The sequence below is a fragment of the Caballeronia sp. NK8 genome (assembly GCF_018408855.1).
In the GTDB taxonomy this organism is placed as follows: domain Bacteria; phylum Pseudomonadota; class Gammaproteobacteria; order Burkholderiales; family Burkholderiaceae; genus Caballeronia.
Genome location: NZ_AP024328.1, coordinates 158,319 through 175,469, shown reverse-complemented (window position 1 = coordinate 175,469; position 17,151 = coordinate 158,319). Strand labels below are relative to the sequence as shown.

Here is a 17,151-nt window from a genome sequence, read left to right as displayed (position 1 = left end):
TGATCACGGTGCTGCCCGAAGGCGTGGTCAGCGATCCCATCATTGCATCGCTGCAGCCCTAAGATCACAGACTCTGTCCAGCGACATCTAGCCGAACATTTCCGGCCGCAAGTCGCTTACCTCGATGATCACATCAGCCGGCAGATTTGCGCGGCGTGCCGCGGCGCGGATGGCCTCGGCATCGGGTGCCTCATACAGGCAATAAGTCTTTTTCTTGTCTGCGCTGAGAAACGAAAAGAGCCACTCCACGCCTTCCTCGTCGTTGATTCGCTTCACATTCGCTGCGCTGTCACTTGTCACCTCGAGTTGTTCCGCAAAATTGCGTTCAATCATGAACCGTGGCATGGCATCCTCCTAGATATAAACCGCGCATCGCACGTCGAACCGCGCGATATCTCGCGTTAGTTTCTGGTCCCTGCGCCGGACTGCGCTCCGCCAATACGCTCGACGAGGGCGAACATTCTGAGTTTCCTGGCTTCAGCTGCCGCGAGCGCAAGCAGGTCTTGCGCTCGTCTCCTGTCTTCGATGCGATTGCGCGCCGTGAGCATGAGCGCGTATTCGTGTCTGCTATGCGCGAGCCAGGGCCACGCACGCAAGCGTTCGTCCATGTGCAGCGCATATTCGAAATGTTGTTCGGCGCTCGACCAGTCGCCGAGCGCGTGGGCCAGCATGCCAAGAAACCGTGCCGCCGAACCGCAGCAAAGCGTAAAGACCGGAACCGTGACGGCCTGGTCGCGGAATGGCAGGAGAAGGGCGTAGATCCGTTCGGCATGTCCGACATCCCGCAGGCGCGCGGCCACTTCCGCCAGATAGGCAAGCGTGACCAGCCGCTTGCTGTCCATGGGGACACCGTATGCCGATTCCGAAAGCCGATCGAGATTGTCGCGTGCCTTCGCTTCGAAGCCGAGATCGCTGCATATCAACATGTATCCTGGCCGCCAAGTCGTATCCTCAGAATGTGCATCGTCGATAAAGCGCTTGAAGATCGGTGCTACCTCCGCGAGCCGGCCCTGTTCGCGGCGAATCGAGAACATCTGCATGCCGTAGACGCCGGTTGCGAGATTCGCATCGGCGCTTTGCGCCATCTGTAGCGAGTCGCGCGTCTTTCGTTCCGCCTCGGCGAAATCACCGACAAGAATAGCCCGCATCGCCTGCGCCCCAGTCACGCACCACTTGTCGACGAAGTGCTGCCCACTGGCGGCAATTTGCCGATACCGCTCCAGCGCGCTTTCGAACTGGTCCACCTGGCCGATCTCCAGATACCCGGCAAGACATCGAGCGCATGCATGGCCGATGGTGTGTGCATCGCCCAGCGTTTCTGCAATGTGCCTCAGCTCCAGTAAGACGTTTGCCCGCTGGACAAAGCTGTCCGCGGACAACGGTAGCGCACCAACATGCATCAACTCGCACGCCAATGCGTCGAAAAGGCTAGGCAGGTCGTTCAGGCGTCGGGCGAGCGCGACGGCCTGCAGTGCAAACTCGCTGCTTTGTTCGCGTGCGCCTGTCATATGAACGGTGCGCACGAGCCGACTCAGCAGGCGGCAGTGCTCGACCGATTCCTCGGCGTCGGTCTCGGCGAGCGCCTCCTCCAGCAGCGCAAGCGATGCATTACCGGAGCCTTCGAGGAAGGTCTCGGCGGTGTCGAACTCCAATGCTGCTTGCACGAGATACGGAGTCAGCTTCTGGTCGCGGGCAATGCGAGCCGCTTCGCGGAAGGTCGCTATCGCCTCGCGTTGTGCCATCCGGAGTTCTGCCCGGCCTCTTGTCAGCAGTAATGGCAGGATGCGGGTCGCCCGGTCAGGCTCGTCGCAGGAGCATCGATCGACGAGTTCGAGTCCGCGCTGCGCATGGGCGATGGCCTCGTCGTAAGCCGCGCCCGCAAGCGCCCGCTCGCCGGCACGCTGCAGTAGCCAATCGCCCGCACCGGCAGATCGGCCGCGGCGAAGTTCTGTGCGATCAGCTCAGGTTGCCGCTCGACGATGTCCGGATAATGTTCCTCGAGAGCGGCGGCGATGCGCGCGTGATAGTGCCGCCGGCGCGCGAGCAGGAGCGACTGGTATGCAATCTCCTGGATCAATGCGTGTCGGAACATATAGGCATCGTCGTCAGCGCGTTTGCCCGGGGCCGGAACGATGATTTCGGCTGCGATCAAACAATCGAGCTCATCCTGCAGTTCGTTCTCCGACGTCGACGCAATCAGGCCCAGCAGCTTTGCGCCGAACTCCCGTCCCACTGTGGCCGCGACCTGCGCGATTTCCTTGACGGCTGGATCGAGCCGGTCGAGCCGCGACAGCAGCGAGCCCTGCAGCGTGTCCGGAATCGCGATCGCCTGCGCCGCGCCTTTCAACTCGTAGCTCATTCCGGCGTCCTGCAACAGATCGCCCTGGAGAACGGCCTTCGTCAGTTCTTCCAAGAAGAGCGGGACGCCGTCCGTCTTGGAGACGATCTGATCGAGCACGAGCGCAGGCAAGGACTTGCCGCCCGTGAGCCGCTCGATCATCGCCACGCAGTCGCGGCGCGAAAGCCGGTCGAGATTGACCTGTACGAGATGCGGGAAGGTCCATCCCGATTCGAACTCCGGTCGTGCCGTGAGCAGGACGAGAAGTCTCGCGGAAATCAGCCGCTCGATCACCAGTCCAACGAATTCGAATGACGACGGGTCGATCCAGTGCACATCTTCGACAACGAAGAGCACCGGCCGATCGCGCGTTGACGCTTCGAGCATGGAAACGAGCACATCCAGCGTCCGGCGCTTGAAGGAAGGCGAAGAGGTGTCGACGGCCGGACCGCACGTGGCTGCCGATATGCCGAGCAAGTTCGCAAGAACGAGCAGTGCCTCGTCTGCATCGACTCCGAGGCTTGCGATGCCCGCCTTGAGCCGCTCACTATCCGTACCACCTGGCCCAGCGGCCGCATCCCGGCCGACGCCGAACGTGCGCTGCAGCCAGCGCAGAACCGGCCAGAAAGGACTGTTGCGATAGTAGGCGGAGCAGTGAAGCGAGACGATCCCATGCGAATCGTCACTGATGCTGTCGCAAAACGCCCGAAGCATGCGGGATTTCCCGATTCCCGGCTCGCCAGTCAGCATCACGCAGCGCATTTCGCCTTCGACGCCCTGCTTCCAGCGCTGCCGGATCATGTTGAGTTCTGCGGCCCGGCCGATGAGCGGGGTGATGCCGTGGACCGCCCTGATTTCGAAGCGATCGATTGCGTCGGCCTGCGCGCGAGAATGCGCTGGACGCGGACCGGCCGGTGATCCCTTTCAATTCCCGGTAGCCCAGGTCTTCGAGCTTGAACGATCCTTCTATCAGGTGTTGCGCGGTCGGCCCCACGACGATCGCATCGGGCGGAGCGATGGCCTGTAGCCTTGCGGCGATGATCGGCGCTTCTCCAACGATCGCCTGCTGATCCCGCGACGATCCCGCGCCTACCGCACCCGCAACGACGAGGCCCGCCTCGATTCCGATCCGCACCCGCAGGTGAACGCCACACTCAGTCTCGATGCGATCGTTCGCCTCGCGCAGCGCCTCTATGGCGGCGAGCGCGGCGAGCACCGCGCGCACGGGCATCGTCTTCGTGCGCATTCGGGTAGCCGAAATAGACGAGCAGGCCATCGCCGATATACAGCGCGATATGGCCTTCATGGGCTTCGATTGCGCGCGCACAGGCTTGATGTAATCGCCCAGAAGGCGTCGCAGATCCTCGGGATCGAAGCGCTCGGCGAGCGCTGTAGAGTCGATGAGATCGACGAACATCACTGTGATCTGCCGTCTCTCGGCCTCGATGGCCTCACGTTCCGTCGCGCCGGGTGAGCCTGCGCACTCCCTTACCCGCCCAAGCGCATGCGCGTGGGTGTCCGTCAGACTCGCGAGCCCTTTTGCGAGCCGCTTGCGGTCGCCGAGCTTAAGTCCGAGTTCCTTCAGGTCGCACTCGGAAAGATCCCCGAGCACATCCCAGTCGATTCCTTGCGAAATGAACTTCGCAGCATGAGCGCCGAGGCCAATCTGCGCCAACCATGTCGCCAGATCGTCGGTCATCGCTGAATCTCTGCTGTCTTTCCGGCTTCATCATCCGCGAGGCGGTGCGCGTTGTCACGCGCTCCGGCGCCGGCCCCGGGAAAGTCTGGACAGTCATATGGCGAGGGAACTTTCTTAAGTATCTGAAAAACACTGCATCCTTTTCGCGATTTGGTGAGTACCGATGCGGGACGCGCAGGAGACCTGGATAGAAGTTGACCTCGATATCGTTGGCACACCAGTACCACGTAAGCGAGTTAATTCAAAAGCAGACGTTCTGTCCGCGACTTGACATGCACCGTGTTACCGGTGGCATTGTTGTTCCGTTCGATCACTTCGCCGTCTCATTCGTGTCGAGCGCCTCCTGAGCGGCACAATTGAGCGCCTCTGGGTCGGCGGGTTTTATATAGCTAATTGGCGTATTCTCGAGGAAATCTAGGTTCGCAGCATGGGCGCATCTGCACGAAAACAAAAGATCCGATGAACGCGACGCAGGAAACGACGCGTGTTCGCCCTCATGCCAACTCCGTTCAGAGCACGTTAAGTCAATCTAGAAAAATATTCGCTTATTTCGCTATCGCCACACAAATCCGGGTCGCCTGTCTCGTCGTCTCGATTGAACAACGGCACGAGTATCGGTTTGGAATGCGAATCGTTCACTGTTAAGTTCGACGTGCTCGGACGAATCAATTCATGCGGTAGGGTCCCGCGGAGATAAGCAAGCAGCATGTCGACATGCAACGTCGAAATCGACTCCAGATTGCAAAGATCTGAGTAATTCCGGCCAGTGAATGCCTCCAACGTGAAGCGGTTGGACACGATGTAATAGCCCATACCCACTAACGTCACATAGAAGTCGATCGGATCAACGCCCGAGCGAAACTGCCCTTCTGAGGTTCCGCGCTCGAGGATCGACCGCAGAAGGTCGACCACTGGGGAGATCGTCTCGCGTAACCTGCGTGACCTCTCAAGGTACCGTGCTTCGTGCAAATTTTCGTTATTGACGAGGTTGAGCCATTGAGGATTCTCCGCAAATATGCCCAGATCGACAGGGCCAGCTTTCGGATCGCGTCGGATGGTTGCAGGCCAGACAGGTCCAAGCTTCCCTCTCGCTCCGCAAACCGGGGCGTACATTGCTTCAAGCACAGCAACGTAAAGCCCCTCCTTGCTCACGAAGTAGTAGTAAAAGCATCCGCTCGTTCGTGGCGGCCGCCGTGGCAATCGCGTCGACACGCGCGCCGGCGAGGCCGAACTTTGTGAATTGCTCGACAGCGGCGTCGAGAATTCGCCTCCGCGTCCCTTCTGGTCACGCTTCACTCGTAGTTCACTCATGGGGGCGATCATAGATGAAATGGCGACGTTTAATTAATAGCTGCCAATATGCCGTCCGTCATTGGCACAAAACACCAATCGGCGTGTAGATGTGGATCTGCAAAGAGCACTGGTAGCCGCAGGCAAGCCATCAGCACATCCTTGCGCCTGGACGTCGGGAACTCCAAACGAAAATTGCGTCCGCGTCTCCTAGAAAGCGAAAACTCCTGACGCCAAAGTTCGAACGGCTTTGTTTTTAGGTTGGCGGTTCCAATTGCGGTCGCATAGAGTGTGTGGAAAACATCGCGCGTTTCTAATCGATGAAATGCTCGCTGCGTCCCCGGCAGACATCGAGGTCTGTAAAGAAAGCGTCCCAAGGGAATTCGATCGGACCTGTCTGGAGCACGCAAATGAATAGAATGCTTATAACCGGCGCCACGAACGATCATCACACTGACCGGCGTTGCGCATGCGCAAACCAGTGTTACGCTTTACGGGCTGATCGACGCGGGTCTGACCTACACGAACAACCAGATCACCGGGACGGGAGGCGGACACAGCAACTGGGAGATGACAAGCGGTGCGGTTCAGTACAGCCCGCTGGGGCTTGCGCGGGACTGAGACCTCGGCGCAGGGTTGAGTGCCATCTTCACCCTGGAGAGCGGCTTCAACCTGAACAACGGGGCAGTTCTCGTCGAGCAACCGCATTTTCAATCGCCAGGCTTATGTCGGCTTGTCGAGCGCGACTACGGCGCGCTCACGCTGGGCCGCCAGACCGACGGCATGGTCGATTTTGTCGCGCCGCTTTTCACTGACCGGCACGGAGTTCGGCGGCACGCATTTCGCGCACCCGTTAGACAACGACAACCTGAACGATTCGTTTCAGATAAACAACTCCGTGAAGTACCTGAGCCCGCATTTCGCCGGCTTCAGATTCGGCGCGCTTTACGGCTTTTCCAATCAGGCAGGTGGATTCACGAACAATCGCGCCTATAGCTTTGGGAATGTCGTATGTTTCGGGACGCGTGGAGCTTCGGGGCCGGTTACCTCCAACTCAACAGTGCGCGCGCACGCCGGCACAATTGAACACGAATGGTGCAGTCACCGATACAACCGGCTCGTCCCTGCAGGGCGCGCTCACACCGACCGCTGTGCCTTTAGGCGTGCTGGCCAGCAGTCAGAAGACCTTTGGCGCTGGCGTGAACTACACCTTCGGCCGGCTGTGGCGGGCTTCGTGTATCGCACCAGCAAGTTCGCCCAATTTTTCAGAATTCGCTGAGTGGAACTTTCCAGAAACTTCGAGGTAACATTCGCTACGCGCTGACGTCGGCCGGTCGAATTATCGGGTGCATACACTTATACGCGCGCTGGGCGAAATGGAGGCGCCGGCGGAATTCCCCATTGGAATCAAGGTAGCGCGATGGCCGACGACTCGCTTCTCGCGACGCACCGATGTTGTACATTCAGAGCGTGTGGCAACGCGGTGACGTCCAAGCGGCAATTCGCCACTGGGTGGAGCATGGGATTAAACGGCGTCCACCGAGCCGTCATCCACGAGCAATCAGGTTTGAGGCGACACGTCGGCCCTGAGGCATCGCTTCTAATGCCCTAAGAGTTCATTCAAACTTCATTCCTGAAGAGTAGCCCGACCATCGGCCGGCGTTGGCGTCCAAATGCGAGCACCCGCGCCATGAGTGCCACGCCTTGGTTTGACTCAAGGCGATGGACAAAATACCGCATTCAATCATTAAGTAACCTCTACCTAAACTAATCCAAACGACCAATCAACACTGCGTACATGCCGTAAACCCCCGATTAATATGCGAACGGTTTGACATGTTTCAATGCTACAAAGGTTAGACAACGTTTCGTAAAACGTCGTAACGTTTCCCTCGCGAGGCACGTCGGATACTGCGGTGGCTCCCGCGTGCACCTCGATTGCCGGGCGCCGCAGCCGAGTTGGGTAGTCATCCCGGCGATAATCGATTCGATAAGCTTGTGGACGTCAGCCATGACAGATTCTGCGCATCCTGCGACGCCAGGAAAGGAACGCTCACAAGAAGCATTCGCAGTAGACGACTTCCGCTTATTTGCAAGTCAGCCTATGAACCTGCATGAGTTACAGCGAAACGAGCTTGCGCACCTCGAGGGCATTGTGGCTCATCTCGGAACGTTGAGAAACGATGGTCAATTCGAGGCCGGTTGCATTATTTATAGTTTGTCGTACTGGAGATGCGTGTGCTCGCGGTATGTGGCTTGAACCGGAGGCTGACATCGAAGCGAGAACGCACAGACTTCTCGAATACTTACAAGTGGTCGATGACGTGAAGCGCTGCGCACTTTCGCTTCCCACGAGTATGGTCACGGGCCCAGTAGGGCCCGCACGCCCTGTCGGATGAGAAACCATCGTCGATGAGGAACCCTGAAGAGAACGATGATTCTGCTATGAGAGAACCTCCAAAAGAAATTGATCCGCCGATTAGAAAACGGACATCAGTGCGTGTCTCGACTCCGACGCATCTCCGAGAGACGGCGTTCCTGGGATTGCTCTGCGCAATCGGTGGCACAAGCCATAGGTTCGGTATGCGTCGGAAATTTGGCCTCTATAACACACGCCATCGTTAGCGGCATTGACGCGTAATTTATGCGCAAAATTTTTGGCATATGGTGTGCAGGCACATTCGGTTTCTGAAGCGCGGTCAGCATCCCCCGCGCCGAGTTGCGAGGGGCTCATGAAGGCGGAAGCTAGTTGACGGAATTGGAGGCGAATAGAGTTCTTGAAGCTCGCGAGTCGCACTGGATCACCCTATTACGATCATCTACAAGCAACGCAAGCCGCCGAGATAAGACCATGAACGAACTAGAGCAATACATGAAGGTGCTAGAGGACCACGGCCTCGAGTACCCGCAGCGGTTCTATCTCAGACTTTCGCAAGATCGTACATTGAATCGACCAAACGTTTTCTGGAACAGTCTGCGATTCGTCACGCGCATGTGGTAGCGCCGCTCTCAATGGATGAAGTTTGCTATTTCTTTGATTCTGCGCTGACTTGAAACGGTTTTTTAGACCACGTCACTGGCATGGGCGTGCCCTATTGGAGTATTACTAAATCGACAACAGCCGACTATCGACATCGCCCTCGCATGGTTTTAAGTCGTGCTTCGGCGACGGAATATGACTCGTGGCAAGATGGACGAAGCGACGCGAGAGGCGAATGTGAGCCGGACGCCTTGACGCTAGCGTGCAGGAACCCTGTCGATGCCGCCAAAGCCGTTGACGTGCCGCGCCGGAGGCTTAGAAGCATACCACGAACGCGGCATCTGGGCGTTGGCTTTTGCGTCATGGACGCGGGCGACCGAAGCAACCGGATCGGGCCTGCCGAGCTTGCGTATTTCTGCTCACAGCCGCCTAGGTAGCTCACGGATTCGGCACCGCGCTTACTCGTTGCGCGACTGGATGGCGACGCCTTCGGCGAACTACACTTCTCGACGATTGTTGAGCGCGTTAAAAGCAAAAAACGAGTCAGACCCGGCTTCTTTATTTCGACGGCAGCTTGCTCGTGTTTTGCGTTGTAACCAATGTATTCATATGTTAGTTGATGAGTCTCCAGAAACTCATGAAATGCCTTTATTTCACCCTCTTTCCAGCCAGGATAATTAAAGTATTCATCGAAGACGATGATGCATCCGCGGCTTGATTTTTTCACCAAGATTTTCGAAAATTACCTTTGTCGATGAAGTACAGATCACAGTCGATATGCAGGAAAGACACGTCTTTTGAATAATTTTTAGCAAATTTCTGGCAAGGGTCTTATCAAACCACCCTTTAATTAAAACCACATTTTTTCGACACCTTGGGCAGTCCGTCGACCTTAAAGAATCCCCGATCAATCATCTCTCCATCGTTCAGGAAGTCCCTCAAATGAGTCAAAGCCATAGACTTCAGAGGTTACTTGCTCGCTATATGGTTGATTGATTTCCCGCTGAATACTCCGAATTCACAAATAAGCCCGTCACCCTTTATCATGGATATTGCCTTCGAGAGCAATTCATATGAAGATGCTACGGAAATCTACTCCGAGCATGTTGCTTTCAACATAAATCAATTGTCTCCTCAAGTGCTCTTCTTTGAAGCGCAGCTTGGATATTTTGATCTCTCAGCGTAAAGATAAATTATTTCGGGATCTTATAAGAATATCTGAGCGGTTTAACTAATGTACGTAAGTGGTTTTTTTTAAAAAACTATACATTCTCGCTGCTCCATTCGAGATTCGTTAATCCACAACAGCCGTGCGACGTACAAAAATCGATCTGATCTTTAGAACCGAGACGCCAAGTCATCTTGATTCCACCGAGACATTACGCAAAATCTGCGTGTAGTTATAGATCTGACATTCACTATCCGATGAAGCCCCGCCGACGTTCGTTTGCACCCTGCCTTTCACGAGGACAAATGGATGCGGCGCCGCTATAGCGGAACACATTAATCAGCCAACTGCTTACTTCAAAGGGCCCGCTTGCCTCCGGAGGACGTGTTTTGCGCTTGCTGGTAGTGAAGCCACGGGAGATATTCTTTCAACAGCCCTAGGTAAGTGGCGACATTTTTCCGCCGCACAGGATGGCTGCCTCGTACAGCATGCAAAAAAAATATGGCATTACCCATCCGCCCACTCGCATACGTCTTCCCCATATTGCTTCTTCTGCCCTGAAGTACTTTTATGGACGCGCGCGACCCGTACTGCGCGAGCGTCTGATTCAGTTCAGACCATGGACTAATTTTTGCCCCTTCTCCTGTGCCGTGTCCAGCCGAACCAAGTGGGCGCGTATGGAATACGGAAAACCGATCGATGATACCGACCTTTCCCAATAAAGCTACCCGCGTAGGCCAGACGAAATCAAGGCCCCAGCCTGATTTGGTCGTTTTGAAGCTGTCTATTATCGCATGCAACGCACTCGACGAGAAACATGGGACCATTACTTCCACGAAATTTGTCTCACGAAATTCGAACGCCTTGTTTTGCAACGTTGTTGCGTGACCGAAATAGCTTCTCTCGTCAAGCGACGGTTGTGCGAGCGCAAAATTCTCTCGGTCCACGTACTCGAAAAAACCGTTCAATGTTTTAAACATCGTCAGGATATCGTCGTCCGGGAGCCAGATGTAGCGATATTGCGAAATCAATTAGAGCATTGTGCGCCATGAAGTCGTTGAGACCTTCCACTCTTGATCCCTTGAATCGATGTACGACTTTGGCAAAAAACGTCTGTGTAACTGTCGCTTTTCCCATAGTAACTCAAAATCAAGTCAAAGTTGGGGGTCTCCGCACCAGTGAACCACTGCGGATGCAAGAAACTGTCCCCACACCTGAGAACGGACCAAATACTTTTTCATCTCTCAATTTCCCTATGACGTAGGAGTCAGATTTCGGAACGTCGAAAGACAGTCGGCAGTCTCGGCGAAGATTGCTCTTCTCCTTAGACAAGCCTCTTCGGCAGCCTTGAGCGCGGCGCCAACAACTTGGTCCATGTTGTAATAGCCGGGTACTGGCGCTCAATCTGCCCACAAAAGTGACGTCGTCGACTTCCTCCGCGAGCGCGTTATAGCGCATGAACAAGGCCTCGTTCTCCTTCCGGGGAATCGGATAGTATGGCTCACCTTCGGCCCTCGGGTATTCCTTCACAATCGATGTTCCCCGATGCTGTTGCCCGGTAAGGTGCTTGAACTCTGTAATCCTCGTGTACTCGTGATCATTTGGATAGTTGATCGTACCTGTCGGCTGGAGGCGCTCCACGCCGCTCCGATGCAGATGTTCGAAGTACAGGCTTCGATACGGGAGTTTGCCGAAGCGGTAGCCAAAATACGCGTCGATCGGTCCGGTGTACACAACGTGACCATATTCGATAATCGCTTTCATCTCGTCGTAGTCGGTCGACAAACGTACTTCGATATCTGGACTGGCAAGCATTTTTTCGAACATCGCGGTATAGCCTTGCGCCGGCATAAATTGAAAAGTGTCGGTAAAGTACCGGTCATCGTCGTTCGAACGCGTCGGTATTCGCGCCGCGACCCCCGCAGACAGTTGAGACAGATCAAGTCCCCATTGCTTGCGTGTGTAGCCACGGAAAAACTTTTCGCACAGGTCGCGGCCAACATTACTCAGTACTACGTCTTCGCTGGTAGTGATCGTCTCTCGGGCTTCACGTACAGATTCGAGGAACACCAGCGTGTCCTGCTCGCTCAGATTGAGGCCGTATAGCTTGTTGATCGTGGTGCGATTGATCGGAATTGGATAGAGATTCCCATCTACCCACGCTCTAACGCGGTGCTCGTAGAAGTGCCAATCGGTGAAGGCGGAGAGATATTCAAATATCCGCTTGCTGTTCGTATGAAAAATATGCGGGCCATACGGATGGATCAGTACGCCATTTTCATCTTTACGGTCATATGCGTTTCCGCCGATGTGATTCCGCTTGTCTACTACCAGTACGCGCTTCCCGCGTGCGGCCAGGCGTTCGGCACAGACTGAGCCGGCAAAGCCAGCGCCCACGATAAGAAAGTCATATCTCATCTCTGCGCATCCTCGTATAGAAAGCCGGAATTTTGCATCTGATCAGGTGCAGCGCCATTAAGGTCGTGACCAAGAATTCAGTGGCGAGCGCCGACATTGCAGCGCCCCGAGCGCCGTACGCCGACGCAAGCGGTACGAGCACGGTGAGGTTGAACAAGCCGGAAACAATCGTTATCTCGCTAACTCTCTTTTTCATGCCTAGCGGCAGCATGACTTGAACGCCGAGCACATTGCTCACACAGACTAGCAGCGGTATGAGGGCCATCCATTTCAGGACGATGACGGCCGGTTCGTATCCGGGCCCCATCGCGATACGAACGATCGATTCTGCGCCAGCCCAGAGCGCAACCGATGCTAGCAGCATGGTTGAGCCGAGCAGGTAGAGCATCTTGCGCACCAGCATAAACGCCCTTTCGGAATCTTCGGAAAAAAGCGCCGTCACGCGCGGGTAGATTGCATTGGCCAGCGGGCCGAGCGGCGCCTGGGCGACGTTCCGAACCTTATCCGCCACGCCAAAATAGCCGACAGCGACATCTCCGGCAAGAAATCCAAGCATCACACTATTCGTGGTGGTGTACAGACTGATTGCTGCCGTGGAGATGAACGTGTGCCAGCCGTCACGAAGCACCTCAATGATGTCTGCCCTGGTCGGCAACATCGCGATGATCAGCCGGTTTTTTGCGATCAGAATCATTGAGACGACTCCGGCAGCAACCATGCTCATCGAGTTGATGAGTGAAGCGATCCATGTGTCGGCCGACGAGCGTACAAGAAAGAACGTGAGCGGAAGCAGGAGCAGCCTTGCGCTCAAGACCGAAGCCGTGGTGAACGTCATCCGCTCCAGGCCTTGGAAAAGCCACTGCGGGAACAGAACCGTCCCAATAACAAGCGGATAGGTCGCCAGCAGCACTGGCAGCATCTCCCGCAATCTTGGCACCAAGAACGCGGCCAGCAACAGGATAGCGAGGCCGACCACGGCGATGAGGGCCTTTGCTCCCTGGGTCGCCCAAAAGATCCTTGATACTGCGTATCGATCGTGCTGGACCCGTGCGACTTGGGCCGTGGATGACCAGTTGAAACCGTACTCGGTCAACAGCACGAGATACCCAACCATCGCTTGCGCAAAGACGTATGCACCAAAGTTTTCCGGGCGAAGAACGCGCAGTAGATAGGGAAACGTTGCAAGCGGCAGCAGAATGTTAGCGGCTTGCAGAACCGCAAGCGCAACAATGTTTCGTCGGAGTGGACTCACCATGCCTCTATCTCGGTGTCAATCATTGATTTTGGGCGACGCTATACAGTGCAGTGCATCTTGCCTCTGGTTTGCCGCTAGTCCAACTTCCCTGACTCACACCTGCTGAGCAGGCTGCGGTGTTTCTGACACTCGCGGTCTCGATCACGACCGGAAATTCGTTCAACGATCAAGTGCCTGCGGCGCCGGACTTAATGCGTGGCACGCCTCGTTTCGCTGAGTTCATTTCACATACGTCAGTCAACCTATTGGGCGTGTCCAAGTCATCGCGCGGTGCGTTGTCGATTCGCTTCACCATCGCTAATGAACAAGAAGCGAGGCTAGGCACCGTTCTGCCACCCATTTCCGCGGACACGATTGCTCCTGCCTGTCGAGATCCAGAAAACCGGGCGCCAGCACCTTCGGGATATTGACTGTCAGTCACAATAAAGTGCTTCATCAAGCTTGGGGCTGTGGCTAAGAGTCGGACGAGCCGAATCATTTTAAGCAAGACAGTTGACTACAAGTTCTGGGGCACCAGGGATTTCGGGAGCGCCAGTGCCAAACGCGTCGTGATCCGTGCGGACGAGCTCACAAATGTCGCCCATTTCGCGCTGAGGAGCCTCAAAAGACGCTGGCCTGAAAACGTCGACCCGCTCGCCGACCATTGCACCGTTTGAGAAATCAGCCAAAGAGGCACGGCGGTGCGGCGGGTGGCTGGTTGATCAGTTCTTTGACGAGATCGACAAATTCGGCTAAGACACCGCGCTTTTCACCGCGGGCGCGGATTCGTTCGCGATAAGGGCAAGATGGAAAACAATTTGGCAACATAGGTAGGATTGCTATGCCGCCAGCGGGTAAAGCTGCTGAGCGTGAGTGCTTCCGTTGCCGCTGCCTCACATTTGACCCCTTGGAAATCGTGTGCATGAGCGCAAATGCGGCTCATCAGGATCCGAGCGCAACGAAAATTCTTGAAGCCAAGCATGGGCCGCGTGCGTCGCTTGATCGCCCGAGATTCTTGCTCGACAAACATTGTTCAAATACGTGTTCTGGCAAATCTTGATCGTGTTTGCCGCTCCGCGTTGAGAGCACCCAGCGCGGCTGGGTTCGCACCGCTTTCTATCGCTTGTGACCGTCTCGGGCTCGCCGTTTTGCTTCGATTGACCTTTCGAAGCAGCGCCTCGTCGCAGCGCTGTCACGATGGCCCGCAGCAGAGAATCCACCGTGTTACCTTCCTTGTCAAACTGCGCGATAATAAATACTTCCACTCGCCTCGGACCTTGATGTACGTTTCATCCATTCGCTAGCTCCGACCGACGGCATTTTTGTGACGACGAAAAGCCCTCCACAGAAACGGCAATGCCTTGATGGCCCAGCGGTACACAGTTGAATGATCGACCGAGATTTTGCGTTCCGCCATCATCTCTTCAAGGTGTAGAAGGCTCAGCGGGTACGCCACATACCAGCGTACGCACGTCAGGCGGATAGTGCAAACGCTTGAGCACCCGTGCCACGGCTGGATTCAGAATCGTCATCACGCATCCGATCGTTCGTATTGGCAGCCGCGTGATAACCCGACGCTTACTGCGACAAAGCCGGCTTGAGGCCCGACCGCCTAGCTGCAACAGACCGTAGCCGCCAGAGCTGGCGCGCCGTTCGTGCTCAAATCAAACTCACCAATCGAATGGCTTTGGAGCAGACAGTTCTTCGACCAAGCTAGCCTGTCAGGCGACTAGATAAAGGTGACGAAAAAACAATGAGGCTGCTAAAGAGCAGTTCGTTCGGAACCTTCTCGCGGCCGCTGTCAAAATGTTGTCAGGGGCGCTTTTCGCTTCGCCGATCCTGCCCCAATTGGAGACATTAGCATTTCACTGGGGTAATTCTCCGCTCTCCCGATGCGTGGCGCCTTTCCGAAGGATAAGATGACAGCCATAGACCAGCAACTCCTGGTCGTCCATTTGATCTGAATTCGCGATTCAAAGAAGCCTTAGAAATTGGCAACGTGTCCAACATTTTCGCTCGATGATCTCGACGTTGAAAACCCGAGTTTTCGAACGCGCATTTGACCGCCCTATCCGAGTCGGGTTAGTATATATATTCGCCTTCTGGACAACTCCGCTTTCCCATGTAGAATTTGGGAAAGCGCAGGGTGATTCAAGCTTCCCGCAAGCATGTCTCGGAAATCCAGAAGATGTGAGCCAGTTCCGCCATCCGGCGAAGTCACTCGATACAGCTCATCCGAGAATCTCTGAAATTCAGGCTAGCGGAATATGCTGTAGGGCAGGAATGTGAAAATGAAAAATCGATCTCATCCATCTTGAAGATCGGAGAAGCTGGCGATGCCATTTATGAGGTATCTGCAATGCAGCGCGTTGAGCAAGCCCTCTGAAGACGTGTGTTCCTCGACCTCCGGCATGCACTCACCCATGCTACGAAGTTCGTATATCAAGACACGGTAGGGACGTCGACGCAGTTTCCGCGAAGGGCCCTGCATCTATCAGCACCTTACGTCTGAATCGCGGATGAGCGGACACCGCTGTGAACAGTGAATCGCCCGGCCGATCTCCAAACACGTTTGCGCCGTCTGACTAGCATGAGAGACGTGATGCTGATACACAGTTCGGGCGTAATCTGGTTAAGCATCGCTCCGAGCTTGAAGACTCCATGGCGCGCAGAATGAATATGAATACCAAGGTTCGACGCAATGACCTTCGAAGCCAGCTTGGCCTGCCATGGTACAAGCATTGGCATCGTCGTGTTCCGAGAAGGCGTGGGGTTCCCAATCTAAGGACATGAAAGCAATAAGTCAAGCCAAGCCGATCACTTAGAAAGCACGAATCAAATGACTGAAGATTAGATTGACGGGCTTTTAACCGACTCCTACATCGCATCCATTGCGCTGGCTGCCGGAGCTCGAATCCTCCGACACGCTGCCTGCCGAAAGAGTCTAACTGTTCCAATGAATCGGCAAGATGCGCGAATCTGTCTCGCTGCCATCGTGAAATGGTCGAGACACTCGCGAGTCCTGCGCGTGGTCGGCGAAAGGCGGCAAGATCATATGCGGAGCTATCCTCGCCCCGGTTGGAGGCGGCCCTGACGCGCCTCAAATGCGTGCCGACCAAGACGTCGCTGAGTGATTGCCGCGTTCGGCGCTGCATGGCGTCTGGCACCGAAGTCTTGCGACGCTTCCACTGCTTTTCCACCGGGATGGCCGCCCTCAAGGGTCTGCAACCACACGGTATGCCACAGCGAACCCCTGCCCAATAAGAACCTACTCCACGCCGGTGCGCCAAAAAGTCTCGCGTGCCAATAATTTATTACGTCCGCCTTTCGATGTACTCTATCATCCGAGACGAGCTTTCCGGCTAAAAAATTCCCGACGAGAGCTGTCGTTGCCTCGGTGACGACACCCTGAAAGACCTGAGAGAAATGTAAAACAATCTGACTTCGGAGAGCGGGGCGACCAAGCCTTTACACGCGAGAAATGTTGACAGCGAAATCGGCTCACTTTGAGCGGGTTCTCGCCGGCGAAGGGGCGGATTCCTTGTTTCGCCAGAACATATTGGCGCGGGCGTGTATTGGACGTCCAAGCGACGAGCGGGCTCATCCCCGACAGCGCGAACGGTTCGACGCCTTCTTGCGCTTTTTTCTGATCGTCCTCAGGCACCGGAGCAATGAGCACGATCGCCTGCGAGTCCGGGCACTTCGGAGACGACAGCGCAGCGCTGCTACGAGTCGTCGGCGGCTGCGAACATCGGATCGTGCCAAAGTCTTACAAGCGCCCTTTTAAGCGCTTCCATGACGACCTCCCTCTTTCAACCAAGGGAGGTCACTTTGCGCTTGTGAATAGTCAATCTTCGACCCCTATCGGAGGTTCGCTAACGGATGATCCGACGGCTCTCTTCGACGTACAACGGACATCCGAACGCGCGGGACGTCATTGGTTCGGTCGGAGGGCGCAAGGCACCCGCGTGGGAGAATGGCTATCGACTGGGCAAAGCAGCAACCACCTGAAGCGTGTTTCGAA

8 protein-coding genes and 3 pseudogenes are annotated in these 17,151 nt (G+C 55.7%); 2 read left to right on the top strand and 9 right to left on the bottom strand.

Features of this window, described 5'->3' with window-relative positions; genetic code table 11:
- Positions 1 to 87 precede the first annotated feature (87 nt).
- From NK8_RS41410 to NK8_RS41400, 5 genes and pseudogenes are all read right to left on the bottom strand, one after another.
- Positions 88 to 345, bottom strand: coding sequence for a DUF4242 domain-containing protein (locus NK8_RS41410; RefSeq protein ID WP_213233828.1), 258 nt, complete (start codon positions 343 to 345; stop codon positions 88 to 90).
- Positions 346 to 401: 56 nt separating this feature from the next.
- Entirely contained in the window at positions 402 to 1,742 is a 1,341-nt protein-coding gene (locus NK8_RS43285) for a hypothetical protein (RefSeq protein WP_225936711.1), read from the bottom strand.
- A 23-nt stretch (positions 1,743 to 1,765) separates the two neighbouring features.
- Complete coding sequence (locus tag NK8_RS43280; RefSeq protein WP_225936710.1) at positions 1,766 to 3,139, bottom strand: AAA family ATPase; 1,374 nt, start codon at positions 3,137 to 3,139, stop codon at positions 1,766 to 1,768.
- Positions 3,021 to 4,037, bottom strand: coding sequence for an adenylate/guanylate cyclase domain-containing protein (locus NK8_RS43275; protein WP_225936709.1), 1,017 nt, complete (start codon positions 4,035 to 4,037; stop codon positions 3,021 to 3,023). Before NK8_RS43275 ends, NK8_RS43280 begins: the two co-directional genes overlap by 119 nt.
- Positions 4,038 to 4,727: 690 nt before the next feature.
- Positions 4,728 to 5,348: pseudogene (locus tag NK8_RS41400) on the bottom strand (TetR family transcriptional regulator); the annotation flags it as partial.
- Between the two features lie 423 nt (positions 5,349 to 5,771).
- On the opposite strand from NK8_RS41400, the gene NK8_RS43270 reads away from it, so the two are divergent.
- Together NK8_RS43270 and NK8_RS41395 are read left to right on the top strand one after the other, a co-directional pair.
- Complete coding sequence (locus tag NK8_RS43270) at positions 5,772 to 5,948, top strand: porin (protein ID WP_367657854.1); 177 nt, start codon at positions 5,772 to 5,774, stop codon at positions 5,946 to 5,948.
- Positions 5,949 to 6,060: 112 nt separating this feature from the next.
- Positions 6,061 to 6,606 (top strand): porin, encoded by a 546-nt coding sequence (locus NK8_RS41395; protein ID WP_225936708.1) that lies wholly within the window; start codon positions 6,061 to 6,063, stop codon positions 6,604 to 6,606.
- A 3,225-nt stretch (positions 6,607 to 9,831) separates the two neighbouring features.
- Here NK8_RS41395 and NK8_RS41390 read toward each other — a convergent pair.
- From NK8_RS41390 to NK8_RS41375, 4 genes and pseudogenes are all read right to left on the bottom strand, one after another.
- Positions 9,832 to 10,506: a DUF707 domain-containing protein gene (locus tag NK8_RS41390; RefSeq protein WP_225936707.1), complete on the bottom strand. Its 675-nt coding sequence runs from the start codon at positions 10,504 to 10,506 to the stop codon at positions 9,832 to 9,834.
- A 222-nt stretch (positions 10,507 to 10,728) separates the two neighbouring features.
- A pseudogene (glf, locus tag NK8_RS41385) lies at positions 10,729 to 11,893 on the bottom strand (UDP-galactopyranose mutase).
- Positions 11,883 to 13,148, bottom strand: coding sequence for a flippase (locus tag NK8_RS41380; protein ID WP_213233818.1), 1,266 nt, complete (start codon positions 13,146 to 13,148; stop codon positions 11,883 to 11,885). The pseudogene glf and the gene NK8_RS41380 overlap by 11 nt, the downstream one beginning before the upstream one ends.
- A gap of 872 nt (positions 13,149 to 14,020) precedes the next feature.
- Positions 14,021 to 14,659: pseudogene (locus tag NK8_RS41375) on the bottom strand (IS6 family transposase).
- Positions 14,660 to 17,151: the final 2,492 nt, after the last annotated feature.